Origin of the sequence: Pseudomonas sp. JAI115, assembly GCF_014200835.1 — a bacterium.
GTDB classification, from domain to species: Bacteria; Pseudomonadota; Gammaproteobacteria; order Pseudomonadales; family Pseudomonadaceae; genus Aquipseudomonas; species Aquipseudomonas putida_A.
In genome coordinates this window covers 455,902-474,452 of the sequence record NZ_JACHCY010000003.1, presented here as the reverse complement: position 1 = coordinate 474,452, position 18,551 = coordinate 455,902, and the positions used below count along the sequence as shown (strand labels likewise).

The 18,551-nt window shown below is 59.7% G+C and carries 17 protein-coding genes and 1 pseudogene; 10 read left to right on the top strand and 8 right to left on the bottom strand.

The annotated features are described in order from the left end of the window. Position 1 precedes the first annotated feature (1 nt). Together HDC30_RS10115 and HDC30_RS10110 are read left to right on the top strand one after the other, a co-directional pair. Positions 2-1,888 (top strand): hypothetical protein, encoded by a 1,887-nt coding sequence (locus HDC30_RS10115; RefSeq protein ID WP_183782715.1) that lies wholly within the window; start codon positions 2-4, stop codon positions 1,886-1,888. A gap of 44 nt (positions 1,889-1,932) precedes the next feature. Continuing rightward, positions 1,933-3,804 (top strand): hypothetical protein, encoded by a 1,872-nt coding sequence (locus HDC30_RS10110; RefSeq protein ID WP_096795883.1) that lies wholly within the window; start codon positions 1,933-1,935, stop codon positions 3,802-3,804. Positions 3,805-4,147: 343 nt separating this feature from the next. On the opposite strand, the pseudogene HDC30_RS10105 reads toward HDC30_RS10110, so the two are convergent. Beyond that, positions 4,148-4,514: pseudogene (locus HDC30_RS10105) on the bottom strand (DUF6124 family protein). Positions 4,515-5,105: 591 nt separating this feature from the next. After that, complete coding sequence (locus tag HDC30_RS10100) at positions 5,106-5,885, bottom strand: LuxR C-terminal-related transcriptional regulator (RefSeq protein ID WP_183782713.1); 780 nt, start codon at positions 5,883-5,885, stop codon at positions 5,106-5,108. A gap of 111 nt (positions 5,886-5,996) precedes the next feature. Between HDC30_RS10100 and HDC30_RS10095 the strand changes: the two genes are divergently transcribed. Together HDC30_RS10095 and HDC30_RS10090 are read left to right on the top strand one after the other, a co-directional pair. Continuing rightward, on the top strand, positions 5,997-7,112 hold the full coding sequence (locus HDC30_RS10095; protein WP_183782711.1) for a polyamine ABC transporter substrate-binding protein: 1,116 nt from the start codon (positions 5,997-5,999) through the stop codon (positions 7,110-7,112). 163 nt (positions 7,113-7,275) lie between these two features. Continuing rightward, positions 7,276-8,394: a P1 family peptidase gene (locus HDC30_RS10090; RefSeq protein ID WP_183782709.1), complete on the top strand. Its 1,119-nt coding sequence runs from the start codon at positions 7,276-7,278 to the stop codon at positions 8,392-8,394. A 93-nt stretch (positions 8,395-8,487) separates the two neighbouring features. Here HDC30_RS10090 and HDC30_RS10085 read toward each other — a convergent pair whose 3' ends face one another. Continuing rightward, complete coding sequence (locus HDC30_RS10085) at positions 8,488-9,075, bottom strand: NAD(P)H-dependent oxidoreductase (RefSeq protein ID WP_027614717.1); 588 nt, start codon at positions 9,073-9,075, stop codon at positions 8,488-8,490. An 86-nt stretch (positions 9,076-9,161) separates the two neighbouring features. On the opposite strand from HDC30_RS10085, the gene HDC30_RS10080 reads away from it, so the two are divergent. Beyond that, on the top strand, positions 9,162-9,800 hold the full coding sequence (locus HDC30_RS10080) for a TetR/AcrR family transcriptional regulator (RefSeq protein ID WP_096795609.1): 639 nt from the start codon (positions 9,162-9,164) through the stop codon (positions 9,798-9,800). A gap of 200 nt (positions 9,801-10,000) precedes the next feature. On the opposite strand, the gene HDC30_RS10075 is transcribed toward HDC30_RS10080, so the two are convergent. Further along, the gene (locus tag HDC30_RS10075; protein ID WP_183782707.1) at positions 10,001-10,687 is read right to left on the bottom strand and encodes a GNAT family N-acetyltransferase; all 687 of its coding nucleotides are present in this window, start codon (positions 10,685-10,687) and stop codon (positions 10,001-10,003) included. A gap of 179 nt (positions 10,688-10,866) precedes the next feature. On the opposite strand from HDC30_RS10075, the gene HDC30_RS10070 reads away from it, so the two are divergent. Together HDC30_RS10070 and HDC30_RS10065 are read left to right on the top strand one after the other, a co-directional pair. After that, entirely contained in the window at positions 10,867-11,190 is a 324-nt protein-coding gene (locus tag HDC30_RS10070) for a YXWGXW repeat-containing protein (RefSeq protein WP_096795611.1), read from the top strand. 41 nt (positions 11,191-11,231) lie between these two features. Continuing rightward, a complete protein-coding gene (locus tag HDC30_RS10065) occupies positions 11,232-11,444 on the top strand; it encodes a YXWGXW repeat-containing protein (protein WP_027614713.1) in 213 nt (70 codons plus the stop codon). A 15-nt stretch (positions 11,445-11,459) separates the two neighbouring features. Here the strand turns inward: HDC30_RS10065 and HDC30_RS10060 are convergent, their stop codons facing one another. Beyond that, positions 11,460-12,020 (bottom strand): YceI family protein, encoded by a 561-nt coding sequence (locus tag HDC30_RS10060; protein WP_183782705.1) that lies wholly within the window; start codon positions 12,018-12,020, stop codon positions 11,460-11,462. 98 nt (positions 12,021-12,118) lie between these two features. Continuing rightward, positions 12,119-13,477 (bottom strand): MATE family efflux transporter, encoded by a 1,359-nt coding sequence (locus HDC30_RS10055; RefSeq protein WP_183782703.1) that lies wholly within the window; start codon positions 13,475-13,477, stop codon positions 12,119-12,121. A gap of 127 nt (positions 13,478-13,604) precedes the next feature. Here HDC30_RS10055 and HDC30_RS10050 point away from each other — a divergent pair, with 127 nt between their 5' ends. From HDC30_RS10050 to HDC30_RS10040, 3 genes are all read left to right on the top strand, one after another. Next, the gene (locus HDC30_RS10050) at positions 13,605-14,174 is read left to right on the top strand and encodes a chorismate mutase (RefSeq protein WP_183782701.1); all 570 of its coding nucleotides are present in this window, start codon (positions 13,605-13,607) and stop codon (positions 14,172-14,174) included. A gap of 124 nt (positions 14,175-14,298) precedes the next feature. After that, complete coding sequence (locus tag HDC30_RS10045) at positions 14,299-14,778, top strand: phage infection protein (protein ID WP_183782699.1); 480 nt, start codon at positions 14,299-14,301, stop codon at positions 14,776-14,778. Positions 14,779-15,004: 226 nt separating this feature from the next. After that, the gene (locus HDC30_RS10040) at positions 15,005-16,648 is read left to right on the top strand and encodes a sensor domain-containing diguanylate cyclase (RefSeq protein ID WP_183782697.1); all 1,644 of its coding nucleotides are present in this window, start codon (positions 15,005-15,007) and stop codon (positions 16,646-16,648) included. Between the two features lie 63 nt (positions 16,649-16,711). Here the strand turns inward: HDC30_RS10040 and HDC30_RS10035 are convergent, their stop codons facing one another. Further along, positions 16,712-17,098: a cytochrome c family protein gene (locus tag HDC30_RS10035; protein ID WP_183782695.1), complete on the bottom strand. Its 387-nt coding sequence runs from the start codon at positions 17,096-17,098 to the stop codon at positions 16,712-16,714. Between the two features lie 64 nt (positions 17,099-17,162). Beyond that, on the bottom strand, positions 17,163-18,494 hold the full coding sequence (locus HDC30_RS10030) for a PLP-dependent aminotransferase family protein (RefSeq protein ID WP_183782693.1): 1,332 nt from the start codon (positions 18,492-18,494) through the stop codon (positions 17,163-17,165). Between the last annotated feature and the right edge of the window lie 57 nt (positions 18,495-18,551).

The following is an 18,551-nucleotide window of genomic DNA, read 5'->3' as shown; positions in this document are numbered from 1 at the left end:
TATGAACACCAACACCAAAGCAATTCCGATCGTCAAACAAGTAGCAATCATGGGGGAACCTGAAATAGGTGGAACCCTGACTGGCAGCTACATATATGAAAACCCAGATGAAAATCCCGAAGGGAAATCCACCTTTTGCTGGTATGACGAGGCAAGCGGCGGAACCGTTATCGCGACCTCAATCGACCTGACCTTGGTCACTGCGCATGCAGGGATGAAACTTACGTTTTCGGTGACTCCCGTTGCGGCATCGGGAGAAACAGGCATCGAATCATTTTCCAGTCCCGTTCAAGTAGTCCAGGATGGTTTTCAAAACATTTCAGATGAAGAAAGTGAAAACAGTTTTTTGAAACAGAGAGGCCAGTTCGCTTTTCATGCGAACGGACCAAAGGACGGAGTATTCACCTCCACCGCAGGAGCATTTGCCCTGAAGAGCAGAGTCACACAAAACGTCACTGTTGTAGGCACGCAGAGCTTTGGTGGCGTAGTCCCTCCAGAGATTGCGTCATACCTGAGAAACAACCCTGCTATCAGAATGTTCACCACCACAACGAATTTTGGTGCCCTGGTGCCCATAGGTGAACACAATCAGTTGCTCGTCTGGGGGCCTGGAATACCGGCGACGTTACCTAACCTTCAAGACATCAAGTCGGTCTACAGCAACGGCTCCTCGCTAGCGTTCATATATGAAAATCCGCCCTCCGGGGAAAACACCATCGGCGCTGTCGGTACGGCAGCAACGGGCGGTGTGGTGCCGGTCGAAGTACAAAACAAACTGATGTTTGATCGCCCGAAAGCCATCTACGCCACTCTCGATGCTTTCACCGTGCTCACAAACAGTGGACGCGTATATGCCTGGGGTAACGCAGCGAATGGCGGGACAATTCCGATCGATGTACAGACTCAATTGAATTCCATGACAGTCGATCGCATTGTTGCTTCCCGAACAGCATTTTGTGCCCTGACGGAATCCGGAGAAATTATTGCCTGGGGCGCTAACGGCGCTATTCCCGCAGCAACTCTTGAGAAAATTTATGACGATGGCGGAGCGCTGAATGTCATTGCCAATGACAGCGCATTCATCGCCATAACCAGAGGCCGCAGAAAAGCCGCTACATGGGGATTGGCTGCATACGGCGGAACCATGTCAGAGGCCGCCGCCAGCCTTGCAGCCAGAGGAAATCTCGCGCTTTGCGCAGCTGCGCCTTGGGCCATGTGCTTCATCAACGAAAGCGGACAAGCGGCTGCATGGGGATCGGCAGGCCACGGTGGTGGAGCCATTCCGGCCCAAGGCGCCGGGGAAGAAACCTCGACTTTGCCCTTGAATGCACAGCCGTTATTGGAGCAAGGCGAAACCCAGGCGCAGATCGAGAGCATGTTCAGCAATGCCAGATTCTCAAAAAGCCTAAATAGTCGCGTGTCTGCCAGTGTCACCCTGACCAACGGTGAGGCGATCGAACTGACGCGCAACGATGGCAGCTTTGTCTTGCTCAACCGGCATCCCGACGGACGCACAAAGAATCTGGTCTCTTGGGGTTTGGCTGCGACGGGAGGCACGATACCCAGCGATATCAAGCAAACACTGATGGCCAGTCGCATTAGAAAAATCTACTGCAGCAATGGTGCTTACGCAGCTCTGGTTGACCAAGGCACAACCGAAGGTGTGGTCGTCACCTGGGGACGTGCCTCACAGGATGGCGGAACAATTCCGGCCGCTCTTCGAGACGCATTGAGTAGCGGTGTTGTCGAAATTTATACCATCCAGGGCGCTCCAGCACCTTCGACCGCGACGGTTCCAGCCGCCTTCGCGGCACGCAAATCTAACAACAATTATGTGACGTGGGGTGCCCACGTCAAACAAGAAGAATTCGAACCAGGGCGCAACTGAGCTAGCGACTACAGCAGTTCACCTGAACGCAAAGGAGCATCGCAATGAGTACGATAGCCGAACCGATTGCGCGGGACGTGATCATCATCGGGGAACCAGTCATTGGTGGTTTTGTACGCGGCAGTTATCGCTATGACAATGCTGATGAAAATCCTGAAGGAGTTTCCCGCTATCAGTGGTATCTCGATAACGTAAAAATCGAAGCGCCCGAAGGTGTAGCCATCGATTTGCGGATAAAGTCTGAGTACAGCGGACGAGCAATCATATTCGCTGTCACTCCGGTGGCCGCTAATGGTGAGACCGGTAAGGAAACCCGCTCTGTCGCCAAAACTGTAGACCCTGATTTTCAAGGCATCACCCGGGAGGAAAATGAGAACAGTTTTTTAAAGCAATGGGGAAATTTCTCCGCCCATGTTCCTGAGCCGCCTGATCGAGTATTTGTCTCGACGGGAGGCGCTTTTGGCCTGATTGATCCGGATACGCAGGATATTTACTTCGAGGGGCAGACGGGTTGGGGATTGCCGGTTCCACCCGACATCATCAATTTTCTGAAAAACAATCCGGCTACTCGATTGTTTTCAACTGAAAAGGATTTTGCCGCACTGGTAACCAACGGTTCGAGCAATCAGCTACTGGTCTGGGGAGCCAATATTCCGGCCGGCCACTCCGTGAAGCTGACTGATATCGAGTCGGTTTACAGCAACCGAGTGTGTTTCGCTTTCATCTATAAAGATCCGACAGGTGATCAAAACAGAATAGGCGCTATTGGTTTGAAAGGCTCCGGCGATACCATTCCGGAACTGATCCAGCGAGCCCTTTGGTTTGATGCACCGGTCGCCATCCACGCGACGGAAAACGCGTTCGCCGTTCGTACGCAAAAAGGCAAAGTCTATGCGTGGGGCAATACTAATAATGGCGGAGCAATTAACGCCGATGCACAAGTGCAACTCGACAATATATTCGTCGAACGAATTATTGCAGCGGCGGCGGCGTTTTGTGCAATTGGGCGTAATGGCGAAATCGTGACGTGGGGAAAGGCAGCCGATGGCGGTGCAATTCCGTCTGGCAAGCTGGAGACGATCATCAATGACGGTGGCGTTAATTCAGTCACGGCATCTACCACAGCATTTTGCGCAATCACCCGTGACAGACGTAAGGCTGTCAGTTGGGGGCTCAATGGTGAGGGCGGATTGATGTCTGAATCGGCTTCCCTGATCGCAGCGCGTGGCGGTGTACTGTTATGCAAGGCAACTCGTTGGGCGTTTTGCATTATCACCGAACGCGGAGAGGCAGAAGCTTGGGGAGCGCAGCGTTATGGAGGAGCCTCCATCACTGCAGCCACTCGTAACGAGATTGAAGCAGCCATCAAGGATATGCAGCCAAAGCCCGAAGATGCTCACGGTCATGTTGGTAGTCGAGCCATTACAGTTCCAGGAATACTCAGCCTTTATTCCAATGATTTGAGCTTCTTTCTTTTGAGTCAGCACGACGACGGTAGGACCCGAGCCGTGGTGGTCTGGGGAATGAATACTCACGGGGGAGCAATCTCGCTAGGCGTTCGCCAGGCACTGATGGCCAGCAGGATTACTGGCGTTTACTGTACAAATGGCGCGTATGGCGTTGTGGCGACTCAAGGGAGTGTGTACGGCGCGGTCATCGTCTGGGGAGCAACTTTGGCGATGGAAGATGCTGGGGAAATTCCACCAGAATTGGCCCAGTACCTCAGCGATGAGGTCGTGGAGCTCTACTCAATCAAACGTTATCCGTTTTACCAGGCACCGCCTCCCAATCCACCGCCTATTGATCCATCTTTCGCGGCAAGACGTCGAGACGGGAGTTACGTGCTTTGGGGTGGGAATGTTAAGAATCAGTACTATAAGCCGCAACCTGGGCTGAGAAATGGGACGCTGAAGTAGATATACCGTAATGAAAGAAACTTCCCGACATCGTGCCTGTTCAATCACTGATCCGGCACGATGTAGCTCATGGATGTTTAAGCGATCTCTAAACAAACAAGAACACTTGCGTCATTGCCTTCAGACACCAAAAGTCGCTGACTTTCGTGCCTCGAAGGCGGGATCTATTGTGGGGCTGTCGCTATCAGTGATCGGGATAAGGGTCTGTTATTTATTTGATGGCAATTGCGAGCAGGCTCACGCCTACAAGGCATCTTTGCCGGGCACTTAACCAGTGACCAACGCAGATCCACTGTAGGAGCGAGCCTGCTCGCGATGATGCCGTTACTGCTGTCGACTATTCCTATGGCACCACATTATCCAGCGCCTGACTCACCGCCAACTCCCCCAGCATCACCACCTGCGCAATGCCCAACACCGTATTACGACTCGGCCCCTCCAGCGTGCCGGCGAAATCGCCGAGCATGACCGTGGCTGAGGCCAGGGATTCGCAGGCTTCGACGAGCAAGGTTTCTTCGTCCACGGTGGGGGTCGATGAGGAAGATTCTGTTCGCCCTGCATGACGAGGTTGAAGGGATCGAGATCTTCAGGGCGCCGGGGTTGAGGTAGAAGTTGATGGCGCGGTCGGTCGCCGCTTTTATCTTCTGCGGGTCGAAGGCCGGGTCGTACGGGATCGAGGTGTCCGGGGGATTGGGTGTGGCTTTGAACATGGATGTACTCCTATTGCAGTTATTCAGGAGCCATCACTCTCGCTACCAAACGAGGGGTGGTGGCCATACGCGGGTTGGTAGACCGGCTGCAATAGGAACCCGGCGCTCACGAGTGAGCCCCACGCATGACCACCATAAAAACGAGCCCCACAAAGGGACTGCAAAGGTGTTGCCATACAGCTATTACAGACGGGCTACCAAACCCGATCACTGATTTTCAGTGACAGGGAAACGATAAGCCCGTCGCACAGCCGTGTAAGCCGGCGGATTCTGGCGTACGCGTCGGTAACGGCGCAAGGCGTTGTAGCCGGTATGGCGTAACGGTTCATGTACTTTAAACGTGGTTGCGGGGTTATGTTTATTTGCGGGGTTTGCTCTGTTGTTTTGATTTTGTCTGATAGGCCGCTTTCGCGAGCAAGCCCGCTCCCACAGTTGGAATGAGTGCATTCAGGTGGGAGGTTGGTCGGTTGGCAGGCCGCCATCGCTGGCAAGCCAGCTCCCACAATTTGACTGAGTGCATTCAGTTTGGGATTGGTTGGCTGTAAGGGCGTCATCGCTGGCAAGCCAGCTCCCACAGGAATTTGTGGTGGGTCAGGGGGTGGGTGGGCGCAACACCAGCGCAAACAGCTCGCCATGCCCGGTCACATTGAGCTTGTGATAGAGATTGCGCCGATGCACCTTCACCGTCTCCGGCGAGATGCCCATCTGCTGGGCGATGGCCTTGCTGGAAAAGCCCTGCAGAATCAGCCGCGCGGTGTCGACTTCACGGATGGTCAGGCGCGCATCGAAGCGATCGAGCAGCGTTGCCAGATCCCCCGCCACCGGCTCGCTGCCGGTCCCTTGCGGCGGCAACAGCTGCATATGGCGCCGCATCGCCGCCAACACCCAGTCGCGCACACACAGCAGACGGCCCTGCTCCGCCAGATCGAAAGCCGTCGAGCGTCCGAGTGACAGGCCAAGCACTCCGCCCTCGATGTTGATCATGAACTGCAACTCGTCCTCACCGACCACCGAGCGAAAGTAGCTCTGGTAATACTCGCTGTGCATAAACTGGTCCGGCGCCACCGAGGCCAGGCTGTGCAGGCCGTCGGCGATGCCGGTCGAGGCGGTTTGGTAGAACGGATCGAGCAGGTACATGCCAGCGGTGTAGCTGGCCAGTTCTTCCTGCTCGTCGGCGCGGCCCTTGCTGTCGAAGTCGATCAGCAATTGCGGTGCCTGCCCCGCCTTCATCAGCGCCACCAGCGCGTTGTCCAGCGGCACCAGCAGGCGCAGCGTGTCGACCAGCGCGCGCCAGAAAGCGTCCTGGCCGACGGCGGCAAATACCCGCGCCAGACTTTGGTGCACCGGCAACTCCTGCAACAACGCGTCCACGCACTACCCCTTTTGTGTAACCCATGATGGGAATGGGTCAGGCGCGCCCGCCCCGATAGGCTGAGCACTCCTGTCAATCACCGGCCTGCCGCAGGCCAGGAGTGCCGCATCATGCGTTGTCGTCGTGGCTATATCAACCGGGGCATCAACCTTGGCCTGCTCGCCTGTTTTGGCGTCACATTCGCCGCCAGTGCCGCGGATGCGCCGAGCGTGCACGTCTACAACTGGTACGACTACATCGGCCCCACGACCCTGGCTGACTTCAAGCGCGACAGCGGCATTCAGCCGGTTTACGACACGTTCGACAGCGCCGAAGTGCTCGAAGGCAAACTGCTGACCAGCCGCAGCGGTTACGACGTGGTGGTGGCGAGCAACTTCAGCCTGCCGACGCTGATCAAGGCCGGCGCCCTCGCCCCGCTGCCTCGCGATCAACTGGCGGGCTGGAACAATCTGGACAGCGATCTGCTGAGCAAACTGGCCAACAACGATCCCGGCAATCAATACGCCGTGCCTTATCTGTGGGGCACCAACGGCATCGGCTACAACGTCGACAAAGTGCGCGCCGCGCTCGGCGACAAGGCGCCGCTGGATTCGTGGGATCTGGTGTTCAAGGAAGAGAACCTCGCCAAGCTCGGCCAGTGCGGGGTGGCGATGCTCGACTCGCCGTCGGAGATGCTCCCGGTGGCCCTGCACTACCTGGGCTTGCCGCCCAACAGCACCAACCCCGAGGACTACCAGAAAGCCGAAGCGCTGCTGCTCAAACTGCGCCCGCACATCGCCTACTTCAACTCGTCGAAATTCATCAGCGACCTGTCCAACGGCAACATCTGCGTAGCGGTGGGCTGGTCCGGCGCGATGCTCGAAGCCAAAACCAACGCCGAACAGGCGAACAACGGCGTGAAGATCGCCTACAGCCTGCCCAAGGAAGGCGCGCCAGTGTGGTTCGACACGCTGGTGCTGCTCAAGGATGCGCCGAACCGCGCTCAGGGTCTGGCGTTTATCGACTACCTGCTGCGCCCGGAAGTGATCGCGCCGGTCAGTGATCACCTGTCGTACCCCAACGGCAACCGCGCCGCGACGCCACTGGTGGCCGCGGCCACCCGGGATAACCCGGCGGTGTATCCGTCCGCGTCGGCGATGGCCACGTTGTACACCCTGGAACCGCTGCCCAAAGCCACCGAACGCGTGCGCACGCGGGTGTGGAGCAAGGTCAAGAACGGCCAGTAACCCCAACACATTTCCCTGTGGGAGCGAGCTTGCTCGCGAATGCGTCGGGTCAGTCAACATCTCCTTTGAATGACACACCGCCTTCGCGGGCAAGCCGCGCTCCCACAGGGTTTCGTGTTCAGCCCCGCTCATTCATTTCTGCCTTTTTATAGAGAGACATCCCATGAAACCTCGTGCCCGTGACCTCAACATCCGCATCGGCCAACTGCAACCCGGCCCGCTCAACGCCATCACCGACGTCCCCGGCGTGCGCGTCGGCCACAGTAACGTGCGTGGCCGCAGCGACAGCGGACGTGACATCTGCACCGGCGTCACAGTGATCGAACCGCGTCGCGGCTCGACCAACCAGCAACCGTGCTTCGCCGGGGTGCATGTGCTCAATGGCAATGGCGATGCCACCGGCCTTGAGTGGATTCGCGAGGCCGGGCTGCTGACCAGTCCCATCGCCTTCACCAACACCCACAGCCTCGGCGTCGTGCGCGATGCGTTGATTGCGCTGGATCGCCAACAGCAACCGGACGACGGGCGCCTTTACTGGAACATGCCGGTGGTGCTGGAAACTTTCGATGGCTTGCTCAACGACATCAATGGTTTTCACGTCAAACCCGAGCATGTCGCCGAGGCGCTGCATTCAGCGCATGACGGTGCCGTTGAAGAAGGCGCCGTCGGTGGCGGCAGCGGCATGATCTGCCATGAATTCAAGGGTGGCATCGGCAGCGCCTCACGCCGGTTGAGCAGCGCTCAGGGCGGCTGGACGGTGGGCGCGATCGTCCAGGCCAACCACGGCATTCGCAGCGAGTTGCGGGTCGACGGTTATCCGGTGGGTCGCTACATGGAGCAGGTGGATTCGCCGTTCCTGCGGGCTTCGCTGCCGCATCCTGGCATGGGTTCGATCGTGGTCTGCCTGGCCACCGACGCACCGCTGCTGCCGCATCAATGCACGCGCCTGGCACAGCGCGCCAGCCTCGGTCTGGCGCGCAGCGGCGGCGGTAACGAAGACCACAGCGGCGACATTTTCATTGCCTTTGCCACCGGCAACGAGCAGGTGCCATCCGCCGCTTACGAGGGTAAAGGCGCGCCAACCTGCGACGGCTTGCGCATGGTCAACAACGACCACATCAGCGAGCTGTTTCTTGCCGCCACAGAAGCGGTGGAAGAAGCGATCATCAACGCCCTGCTCGCCAGCGAGAGCACCGAGGGCAACGGGCATGCGGTGCCGGGGCTGGATCCAGGAACACTGCTCGCCGCCCTCGCCGAGGCTGGCTGGCCCGGCGCCCGCTGAACTGTAGGAGCTGCGGCACGCTGCGATCTTTTGATCTTGCTTTAAAAAAATCAAAAGATCGCAGCCTTCGGCAGCTGCTGCAGGAGGTGAGATTCAGGTGAACATCTGGGCGCCGATATGTCGCGCCGTTTGCAGATGCTCCTGCGGATCACGCACCTCCGACTCCACCATCAGCGTCGAACTCACTACCGTCGCCCCGCTGTAATCGAAAATCCCGTGTTCGATCTGCGCCTTCATCGCCGGGCCATAACCGTGACGTTCGTAGGCGCGTTCATCGGCCCCCGCAAGCCCGACCAGATGCACGCGCAGGCGCTGCAGCTTCTTCACATGCTTGAGGTCGCCAGCGAAATCAAACGCCCAGCCATTGCTGAACACCCGATCAATCCAACCCTTGAGCAACGCCGGCATCGACCACCAGTACACCGGGAATACCAGCACCAGAGCGTCGGCCCGATCAATCCGTGCCTGTTCCGCCAATACGTCGGCTGGCGGCCGCGCCTCACGGTGATGCACGGCGAAATCCGCTGCGCCGAACACCGGCTGAAATCCCTCGGCGTACAGATCGGCGATTTCCCGGGTATTGGCGGGGTTGGCGCGGGTCAAGCCCTCGGCAATCTGCGTTGCCACGCTGTGGGTCAGCGAACGCGGTTCGTGATGCGCCACAACAATCAATGCGTGCATGGTCATTCTCCTGTAAGTTTGCGCTGACCAAGGGCTATGTACTCTTGGTAAGTTACGAACAGTAAGTTACGTTTGGTATATAACCGATGTCAACCACAGAAATGACCGAAGCCGATTCTCCTGCCCAACCGCGACGTCGCCTGTCGCGCGAAGATCGCAACCGCCAGTTGCTCGACGTCGCCTGGCAGATCATTCGGGCCGAGGGCACCGATGCCCTGACCCTGGGTTATCTGGCGGACAAGGCCGGGGTGACCAAACCGGTGGTCTACGACCACTTCACCACTCGCTCGGGCTTGCTCGCGGCGCTGTATCGCGACTTCGATACTCGCCAGACTGCGGTGATGGATGCAGCGATCGACCAGTGCCCGCCAACGCTGATCGACACCGCGACGGTGATTGCCACGGCGTACGTCGATTGCGTGTTATTGCAGGGCAATGAGATTCCGGGGGTCATTGCAGCGCTGGGCAGCACGCCGGAACTGGAAAAGATCAAGCGCGACTACGAGGCAATCTTCCTCGAAAAGTGCCGCAGTGTGCTGCAACCGCTGGCTGCTGGCGGGGAAATCACCCAGGCCGGTTTGCGCGCGATGCTCGGTGCCGCCGAGGCGTTGTCGAATGCTGCCGCCAGTGCTGAAATCAGTGCCGGGCAAGCGAAGGACGAATTGTTCGCGACCATCATCGCAATGGTGGAACGGGCCGCCGCCCGTGCGACTAGCGGTACTTGAGTCGGCCCCCGCGCGTTCCCATGATGAAGGTACGCAGGCGCTTGACTCCTGAGCGACTGCGTAGGGAACGGGTGTTCTGAACCCCAAATCAAGCCTGTTCCCTGTTTCATGCGCAGCTTGAGCCTCATGGGCTCTACTTCTCCCCATCAAAGAGCCTTGAGGCTCTTTTTTTGTCCGTTTTTTTGCGCCGGACTCAGGACTCAGTGCAGCGTCAGGCGCTGACGGACAAATTCTTCGACGTGACGGATAGTTTGATCCAGATGCCGGTCGCGCTGTTTTTCGGCATCGAGCATCGCGCGCTTGCCGTTTTTCTGCAGCAGGTAGGTGTGGATCTGCTGCACTTCCAGCGAGCGATAGATCGGTGTGGTGTCGATGAAACCGCGCAGGCCATTGCTGCGGTAATGCCGGGTGCTCATCAACACCTGGGTTTCGCGCGCGCCGATCACCTCGAAACCCAGCGCCTCGAAGTACGGCACTTTGCCGACACTGCAGGTCAGCTCGGCGTGCGGATAACGGCCGATCATCTCGCCGATCATTGCCCGCGCCACACCCTGGCGCCGATAACCTTCGCGCACGCCCATGTAGGCGACGCTGCACGCTTCCCAATCGCCTTGCACCGGCAGGTACAAGAGGAAACCGGTGACCCGCTCCGGGTCGTCCTCGGCCGTCGCCACCAGCAATTCCACCTCGGTGCCCTTCTCGCCATTCAGCGCTTCCAGATACAGATGCACCTCATAGCCGACCGCGTACTGATAGACGTTGTACAGCAGATTGCTCGGGCCAAGACCGACCGCGCTGATGTCGGTCAGGTAATCGACCACCAGTTGCAGAATCTGGCTGTTGACGCTTTCGGGGCATGGGGATTTGTAGTGGGTGATGCGTGGCATGACAGCTGAACTCCGACGAAAAACCGCGACATCATACCGTGTCCCGCCACCTGCTTTATGTAGGAGCTCGCGGTTGACCTGAAGAAAATTTCATCCTCCGTGGAGCGGATCTTTCGTCGATTTGGCGTCCAATTCTTCAGCTGCGTTCACTTTTTTAACGCAGGCCTTGAGGAGTTGTCATGAGCGTTTTGCGTTCACTGTTCAAATGGCGAAAAACCCTGTTGCTGGTGCCTGTGACACTGGCGGCGCTGGCCAGTGCGCCTGCGTTTGCCCAGCAGGTGGTGATCGTTCAGCAAGCCCCGCCGCCGATGCGCATGGAAGTGATGCCCGGCCCGCGTCCCGGTTATGTCTGGGATCAGGGTCACTGGCGCTGGGAAGGACGCGGCTACGTGTGGATGCCCGGTCATTGGCAACCAGTGAGGTACGGCGCGCACTGGCGACCAGGCCACTGGCAGGCGCGCGGTCCTAACTGGTACTGGGTCGAAGGCCACTGGGCCCGTTGAGCCCGCTCGGCAACAACAACTTATCTACCGGGAAGACCACCATGTCGCGAAACCTGAAAACCCTGCTCGCCGCCTCACTGGTCGCGATCACCCTGTCGGGCTGCATTGTCGAACCGGTACGGCCGCATCGGCCACCGCCGCCGGTGGAAGTCGTGCCGGTCATGCCAGCGCCCGGTTATCACTGGGTCGCCGGTCACTATCGTTGGGATGGACGTGAATGGCGCTGGGCACCGGGACACTGGCGCGCCTACTGACCTGACCGGCTGGCGTCACTGCTGTGGCGCCACCACCTTGAACTTGATCGCGATGTCGTTGGACACCACAGTGTCCGCCCACTCCCCCGCCCCGAGTCCGAACTGGTCACGCTTGAGCACCAGTTCACCGTCGAAAATGCCGATCGAACTGTCCGGTTTCAGCTCGACCGGCACCTGCACCTCGCGGGTGATGCCCTTGAGGGTGAGCTGGCCGACGATCAGATAATGATTGCCCGTGACCCGGGTAAAACGACTGGACTCGAACACCGCCACGGGAAAGCGCTGCGTATCGAACCACGCCGGTTTCACCAGTTCGGTGTTGGCGTCGGTGCTGCCGGCGTCGATGCTGTTGAGGTCGATGTGCAATGTGGTGTGGGCGTCGGCGAGGTTGTCGCTGTCGAACTGCAATGTCGCGTCGAACTTGCCGAAGGTGCCGTACATCTGCGAGCCCATCTGGCTGTAGGTGAAACTGATCTGGCTGGCGGTGGTGTTGACGCGGTTGTATTCAGCGGCCTGCGCCGCGCTCGTGACGCACAGGCAGGCAAACAGGGCCACAGCGGTGAATCGGGCACGCATGGGATTCTCCGGACAGGGCAAACCTTCGAGGCCTCGACTGACTTAAGCAAACAACCGGCGAATGCGCCATGTCATTTGTCTGCCGATGTGGCTCGGGCTCAGACCAGCCGCTCGATCTTCTGATGCTGCCAGATCAGTTTGTAATACAGCGTCTGCAACACCAGCATGCCCAGATACGCCACCGGGAACGCCATCCAAACGCCCTGCAAACCGTACTGACCGTCCAGCCAGTAAGCTGCCGGCAACTGCACGCCGACCACGCAGACAATCGCAATAATCACCGGCACCAGCACCGTTCCGCTGGCGCGCATGATGCCACCGATGATCGCCTGGAAGCCGAACACCAACAGGCTCCACAGCATGATGTGCAGCAAGTGCTCAGCCATCGCCCGGGTCGAATCTTCGGTCAGGAACAATCCCAGCAACCAGTGCGACAACAGGTAACCGAGCACGATCAAACCGCCGGTCAGGCACACGTTGATCAACAACCCGGTGCGCAGGATCGCTGCCAGGCGTTGCAGTTGCCCGGCACCAATGGCCTGGGCGCCAAGGATCGAGGCGGTGATGGCAATCGACAGCGCCGGAAACTGTACGTAGTTGACGATCTGCGTCACCGCGCCATAGGCCGCTGTCGCCTGCGAGCCGTGCTGGTTGACCAGCGCCAGAATCACCAGCTCCGACAGCGACAACACGATCATCTGCACCCCGGTCGGCAGGCCGATGCGCAGCACCTTGCCGAGAATCGCCGCGTCCAGGCGCAGTGCCGCGAAGAACTCGCGGTCCGGCGCCAGCGGATGGTCCTTGCGAATCAGCCGCCACGCCAGCCACGTCATGGCCGACAGGTTACCGGCCAGGCCGGCGAAGGCGGCACTTTGAATGCCCAACTGTGGCAGACCGAACCAGCCACGAATCAACGCCGGGGTCAGCGCCAGCCCGACCGAGGTCGACACGATCAGCGCCAACAGTGGCGACACGGTGTCGCTGACTCCGCGCAGCAATTGCGTGAACAGCACAAACACCAGCATCGACGGCAGAATCCACATCATCACATGCGCATACGCCACTGCGTCGTCCAGTACATCCTCCGGGGTCCCCAGCCCCTGCAAGGCCTGCCGCGCAAATACACTGCCCAGAACCGCCGCGAGCAAGCCGATCAACACCCCCAGCAACAGCGTTGCCCCGGCGATCGCCTTGACCATGTGTGCCTCGCGCGCGCCCCACGCCTGGCCGATCAACACCCCGGCGCCCGCGCCCAGGCCGATCACCAGCGCGATAAAGAAAAAGATCACCGGAAACATCCCCGACACCGCCGCCAGCGCTTGCGTACCGAGCATCTGCCCAATGTAAATGCTGTTGACCGTGCCCGACATCGATTGCAGGAAGTTGGACAACACCATCGGCGCAAGGAACAGCAGGTAGGTTTGCCAGAGCGGTTTGATGGTGCTGGGGGTTTGCATTGAGGATCGTTCTCGGGGTGGGAGATGCGAGGGATATTACGCTAGATGGGCGGGATAAAGTCGGGTCGACATCGCCTCTGCTCAAGGCTTAAATGTCGGCACTATTTTTTGTGGAACGCGCCTGCCCATGACTCCGTTGCGAAATGCTCTGACCTGTTCCCTGCTGGTTCTGTTCAGCCACGCTGCCGGCGCCGCCGAGCTCCCTGTTTCCTCCGAATCGTTGCGTCCGTTGCTGACAACCTTGAACGAACGCCTGAACATCGGCGACCTCGTCGCCCTGACAAAATGGGACAGTGGCAAGCCGATTCAGGACAGCCCGCGCGAAGCCCAGGTCATCGCCAATGCCCGCACCCTGGCGACCGAACACCAGCTCGACCCCGAAGAAGTCGCCCAGTTGATCGCTGCACAAATGGAGGCAAACAAACTGGTGCAGTACGGATTGCTCGCGCAATGGCAAGCGGCTGGTGCGGCGCCGGACACCCCGCGACCGGATCTGGCCGGGCAGATTCGTCCGCGCCTGGACGAGCTGCAAACCCGCCTGCTGCGCCAGTACGCCGACTTCGCGCCGCATCGACGCGACCCGAATTGCCCGGTCTGGCTGGCCAAGGCCCGGCAGGGCCTGACACACGACTCACTGCATGATCTGGCCCTGACCCGCGCCACCGGAGAACTATGCATTCGGGCGCAGAAGCTCTGAATCCGGACTTGCGGCATACATCGCTGGCGTCGATAGTCACCATCACGCCAATGAAGTTCTCATAAAAAATCCGCGGCGTAACATCAGCTCCATACCAACCCAATACACCCCGGAGCACACGATCATGAAACGCCAAACCATCCTCGGCATCGCTTTCTCGGTACTTGCAGTCAACGCTTTTGCAGCAACACCCGTTCACACCTTGGTCGCTGAAGGCGGCTCGGACAAGTTGATTGAAAGCCGTCTGGCTGAAGGTGGCTCGGATCGTCTGCTGGAGCGCCGTGTTGCCGAAGGTGGCTCGGATCGTCTGCTGGAGCGCCGCGTCGCTGAAGGTGGCTCGGATCGTCTGCTGGAGCGCCGTGTCGCTGAAGGTGGCTCGGATCGTCTGCTGGAGCGCCGCGTCGCTGAAGGTGGTTCGGATCGTCTGCAAGAACGCCGCGTCGCTGAAGGTGGCTCGGATCGTCTGCAAGAACGCCGTGTCGCTGAAGGTGGTTCGGATCGTCTGCAGGAACGCCGTGTCGCTGAAGGTGGCTCGGATCGTCTGCAGGAACGCCGCGTCGCTGAAGGTGGTTCGGATCGTCTGATCGAAAGCCGCAATGCATAAAACAACGGCTCTAAAGCAGTCAAAGAAGCCCGGCCTGATCAGCCGGGCTTTTGCATTTCGTCGTTTGCCGGAGTGGTTCTTTTCAACAACCCGCGTCAGAAAGGATCTTGCCTTGTAGGGCATTGGCGAAACTTCCGACGGTGCTTATCCGAAGCGACCGACTGGCAGCCCGACGCTTAATGCGCATACCATGCGGCCACAACGTCCAAACAGAATTTGCCTGCCCATGCTCAAAGCCAGTCTGCGAAGTCACCTGACCCTCTGGTTCGCCGGTTTGTCCCTGCTGACCCTGGCAAGCGTCGGCTTCTATGTCGGGCATATCGCCACCGAACAGATGAAACAGGTCAGCGGCAATTCACTGCTCAATACCGCGCGTTCTGCGGCAACGTTGCTCGGTGACCAATTACGCGAGCGCCAGCTGGAGGTCTACCTGCTCAGCCGTGCGCCGCATCTGGAACGCGGCGACCTCGACAACCCGGCGATTCTCAAATCGATGCAACTGCGCACCCAGGCCCGGGCCGAGTATGCGTGGATGGGCGTGACCGATGCCGAGGGCCATGTGCATCAAGCGGTCAATAATTTGCTGGTCGGGCAATCGGTGCAGCAACGGCCATGGTTCCAGGCTGGCCTGCGGGGTGAGTACACCGGTGACCCGCACGAAGCGGTGTTGCTGGCCAAACTGCTGCCGGGAACGCCCAACGGCGAACCGCTGCGTTTCATCGACTTCGCCGCCCCGATCCGCAACGCCGACGGCCAGGTGATTGGCGTGCTGGGCGCGCACGCGCACTGGAGCTGGGTGACGCGTATCGTCGAATCGGCAGCGTTCTCGCATAAAAATGCGTCGCCGGATATCGAAGCGCTGATCATCGATCACGACGGCAAGGTGCTGTACCCGGAAGCCCTGATGGGCCAGCAACTGGCGGTGAATGATTCGAAGTCGCCGGGCTGGTCGGTCGGCAACGGTTACCTGACCAGCATGGTCACCGTACCGACGCCTTCGAGTACGGCGTTGTCCTGGTCGATTGCCGTGCGCCAGCCACTGGACACCGCTCTGGAGCCGGCGCGCCTGCTGCTCTATAAATTGTTGCTGCTGGGTGTGGCCGCCGCCGTGGCATTCGGGCTGGTGGCGTACTATCTGGCGCAGTATCTGAGCCGGCCGATTGAGCAACTCGCGCACTCGGCCAAACAGGTGCAGAACCAGCAGCCCGGCGCACACTTCCCGCTGCAGCACCCGGTGCGGGAAATCGCCCAGCTTGGGCAGTCGATCGACGCCATGACCCGGTCGCTGCTGGCCAAGGAGCGCGAACTGCAGGAAGCCAACGCCTCGCTGGAAGCCACCGTCGCCCAGCGCACCGCGGCACTGATGCAGGCCAATGCCGAGCTGTTGAACCTGGCGACCCACGACGCCCTGACCGGCGTCTACAACCGTCGCCGCTTCGATGAAAAACTCAGCGAATACAGTCTGCTGTTCCGCCGCACCGGGCGACCGTTTGCCCTGCTGCTGATCGACGCCGATCACTTCAAGCGTATCAACGACACCTACGGCCACGCGATTGGCGACGACGTGCTGCAGCAATTGGCGCAGCTCATTCAGGTCAGCGTGCGCGCCACAGACTTCGTCGCCCGTTATGGCGGCGAGGAATTCGCCGTACTGCTGCCGGAAGTCGCCCAGCCTGATACTCCAGAGGTGGTCGCCGAAAAGATCCGTGTCGCCGTGGCCCAGGCGCACTTTCCCGAGATCGGACAGGTCACGGTGAGCATTGGCGTCGCGCTGGCCGACCCGGCGGACAACAGCCACACGATGCTGATCAAACGTGCCGACCAGCAGCTGTATCAGGCGAAAGCGGCGGGCCGTAATCAGGTGGCTTGATCAGCCCTCTTTGACTTCGTAAATGCCGTTGGCCTGGTTTGCCGGGCCGGCCGAGCAAAATCTTTAATTGGAGAACTGCTGCAGATACGCCAGCAAATTATCGATCTTCTCCTCGTCACTCAGCCCCCAGAAAATCATTCGTGTGCCCGGCACCACGCCCTTTGGATCTTTCAGATACGCAGTCAGCGTTTCGCGGTTCCAGATCTTGCCCGAGTTTTTCATCGCCTCGGAATACACGTAATTGGCCGAGGTGCCGGCCGCTCGACCGATGATGCCGTTGAGTTGCGGGCCGAACCCCGGGCGCGCATCCGGGCCAACCTGGTGGCAGCCGCCGCACAGGCGCGGGAAGATCTTTTCGCCGGCTTGCGGATCGCCTGCGGCGCGGGTGGTCGAGCTGAACAGTACGGCGGTGGCGGTCAAGGCAAGCAAGAGTGCAACGGTGTTTTTCATCTAGGGTTCCGGAACGGCTTGAATCTGGCTGCGCAAGGGTAACATCTGTCCCTCGGGCCTTGTTTTACAGGTAAGCGGCGATGACCTTCCTGACGGTGGTCAAGGCCTGCCGCAACACCTCCATTTCCACTGAACCCAGGGCCAGTCGAATCGCATGCGGCACATGCGCCGATACGGCGAACGGCTCGGCCGTGGTGACCGAAATCTGCTTCTGCATCAGCTCCACCACAATCTGATCGGCACGCACGTCTTCCGGCAAGGGCAGCCACAGGAAATACGAGTTCGGATGGGCGACGCATGGCAACCCTTTGAGCAACTCGGCAGCCAGTGCCTGGCGCGCCTGAGCATCGTGGCGTTTTTGCGCTTCCAGTTCGATCACGGTGCCGTCGTCGAGCCAGCCGCAGACGATCGCGGTCATCAGTCCCGGGGTGTTCCAGGTGGTTGCGCGAATCACCCGCTCCAGTGCCGGAACGTGGGCCGCAGGCGCAGCAATGAAACCGACGCGCAGGCCGGTGGCGATGTTCTTCGAAAGGCCCGAAACGTAGACCGTGCGCTCAGGCGCCAGGTCGATCAGAGGACGCGGCGGGTCTTCCACCAGAAAAGCGTAGGCCGCGTCTTCAATAAGGGTCAGATCATGCCGTCGCGCGATGGCAGCCAATTCTTCGCGCTGCTCGATAGGCATCACCCAACCAAGCGGGTTGTGCAGGGTCGGCATGCTGTACACCGCACGCACCGAGCGACTGCGGCAGAGTTTTTCCAGCGCGGCCAGATCCGGCCCCTGCTCGTTGACCGGGATCGCCACCACTTCCAGATGCAACGCCTCGGCCAGCACTTTGAACCCGGAATAGGTCAACGCATCGGCGGCGATCACATCGCCGGGCTTGAGCAACGCCATCAGCGTCACCGCCAGCCCCTGCTGAGCGCCGTTGACCAGCAGCACTTGCTCGGCGTCGACGTTGACACCGCGACTGAGCAAATGGCGCGCGACCGAAGCCCGTTCGTGGGCCCGGCCGGCATGTGGCTGATAGCGCAACAACGCTTCCAGATCTCCCGACAACGCCAACTGGCGCAGTGCGGTGCGCAACAATTGCGTCTGACCGGGCAAGGACGGGTAGTTGAAATTCAGGTCGATCATGCCGACGGCCACGTCTTTCTGATCGATGCCCTGCCCCGGCGACAACGAGGTTTCGCGCACGAAGGTGCCGCGCCCGGTTTCGCCGCTGACCAGCCCCATGGCTTCGAGTTCGGCGTACACCCGCGAGGCCGTGACCAGCGCCAGGCCTTCCTGCGTGGCCAGTTGCCGGTGCGTCGGCAGACGGGTGCCGGGCGCCAGACGTCCGGTGCGAATGTCGGCGGCGTAAGTGTCGACGAGGGTCTTGTAGCGAGAGCGGGACATGTCGGGATGTATCCATGACAATTTTTTGATTGTCCTGATTCTCAATCATAGGATTCT

Excerpts from the sequence above, each read along its gene's own strand:
- HDC30_RS10115 (WP_183782715.1), top strand. The coding sequence starts at position 2 with ATGAACACCAACACCAAAGCAATTCCGATCGTCAAACAAGTAGCAATC.
- HDC30_RS10110 (WP_096795883.1), top strand. The coding sequence starts at position 1,933 with ATGAGTACGATAGCCGAACCGATTGCGCGGGACGTGATCATCATCGGG.
- HDC30_RS10095 (WP_183782711.1), top strand. The coding sequence starts at position 5,997 with ATGCGTTGTCGTCGTGGCTATATCAACCGGGGCATCAACCTTGGCCTG.
- HDC30_RS10090 (WP_183782709.1), top strand. The coding sequence starts at position 7,276 with ATGAAACCTCGTGCCCGTGACCTCAACATCCGCATCGGCCAACTGCAA.
- HDC30_RS10085 (WP_027614717.1), bottom strand. The coding sequence starts at position 9,075 with ATGCACGCATTGATTGTTGTGGCGCATCACGAACCGCGTTCGCTGACC.
- HDC30_RS10080 (WP_096795609.1), top strand. The coding sequence starts at position 9,162 with ATGTCAACCACAGAAATGACCGAAGCCGATTCTCCTGCCCAACCGCGA.
- HDC30_RS10075 (WP_183782707.1), bottom strand. The coding sequence starts at position 10,687 with ATGCCACGCATCACCCACTACAAATCCCCATGCCCCGAAAGCGTCAAC.
- HDC30_RS10070 (WP_096795611.1), top strand. The coding sequence starts at position 10,867 with ATGAGCGTTTTGCGTTCACTGTTCAAATGGCGAAAAACCCTGTTGCTG.
- HDC30_RS10065 (WP_027614713.1), top strand. The coding sequence starts at position 11,232 with ATGTCGCGAAACCTGAAAACCCTGCTCGCCGCCTCACTGGTCGCGATC.
- HDC30_RS10060 (WP_183782705.1), bottom strand. The coding sequence starts at position 12,020 with ATGCGTGCCCGATTCACCGCTGTGGCCCTGTTTGCCTGCCTGTGCGTC.
- HDC30_RS10055 (WP_183782703.1), bottom strand. The coding sequence starts at position 13,477 with ATGCAAACCCCCAGCACCATCAAACCGCTCTGGCAAACCTACCTGCTG.
- HDC30_RS10050 (WP_183782701.1), top strand. The coding sequence starts at position 13,605 with ATGACTCCGTTGCGAAATGCTCTGACCTGTTCCCTGCTGGTTCTGTTC.
- HDC30_RS10045 (WP_183782699.1), top strand. The coding sequence starts at position 14,299 with ATGAAACGCCAAACCATCCTCGGCATCGCTTTCTCGGTACTTGCAGTC.
- HDC30_RS10040 (WP_183782697.1), top strand. The coding sequence starts at position 15,005 with ATGCTCAAAGCCAGTCTGCGAAGTCACCTGACCCTCTGGTTCGCCGGT.
- HDC30_RS10035 (WP_183782695.1), bottom strand. The coding sequence starts at position 17,098 with ATGAAAAACACCGTTGCACTCTTGCTTGCCTTGACCGCCACCGCCGTA.
- HDC30_RS10030 (WP_183782693.1), bottom strand. The coding sequence starts at position 18,494 with ATGTCCCGCTCTCGCTACAAGACCCTCGTCGACACTTACGCCGCCGAC.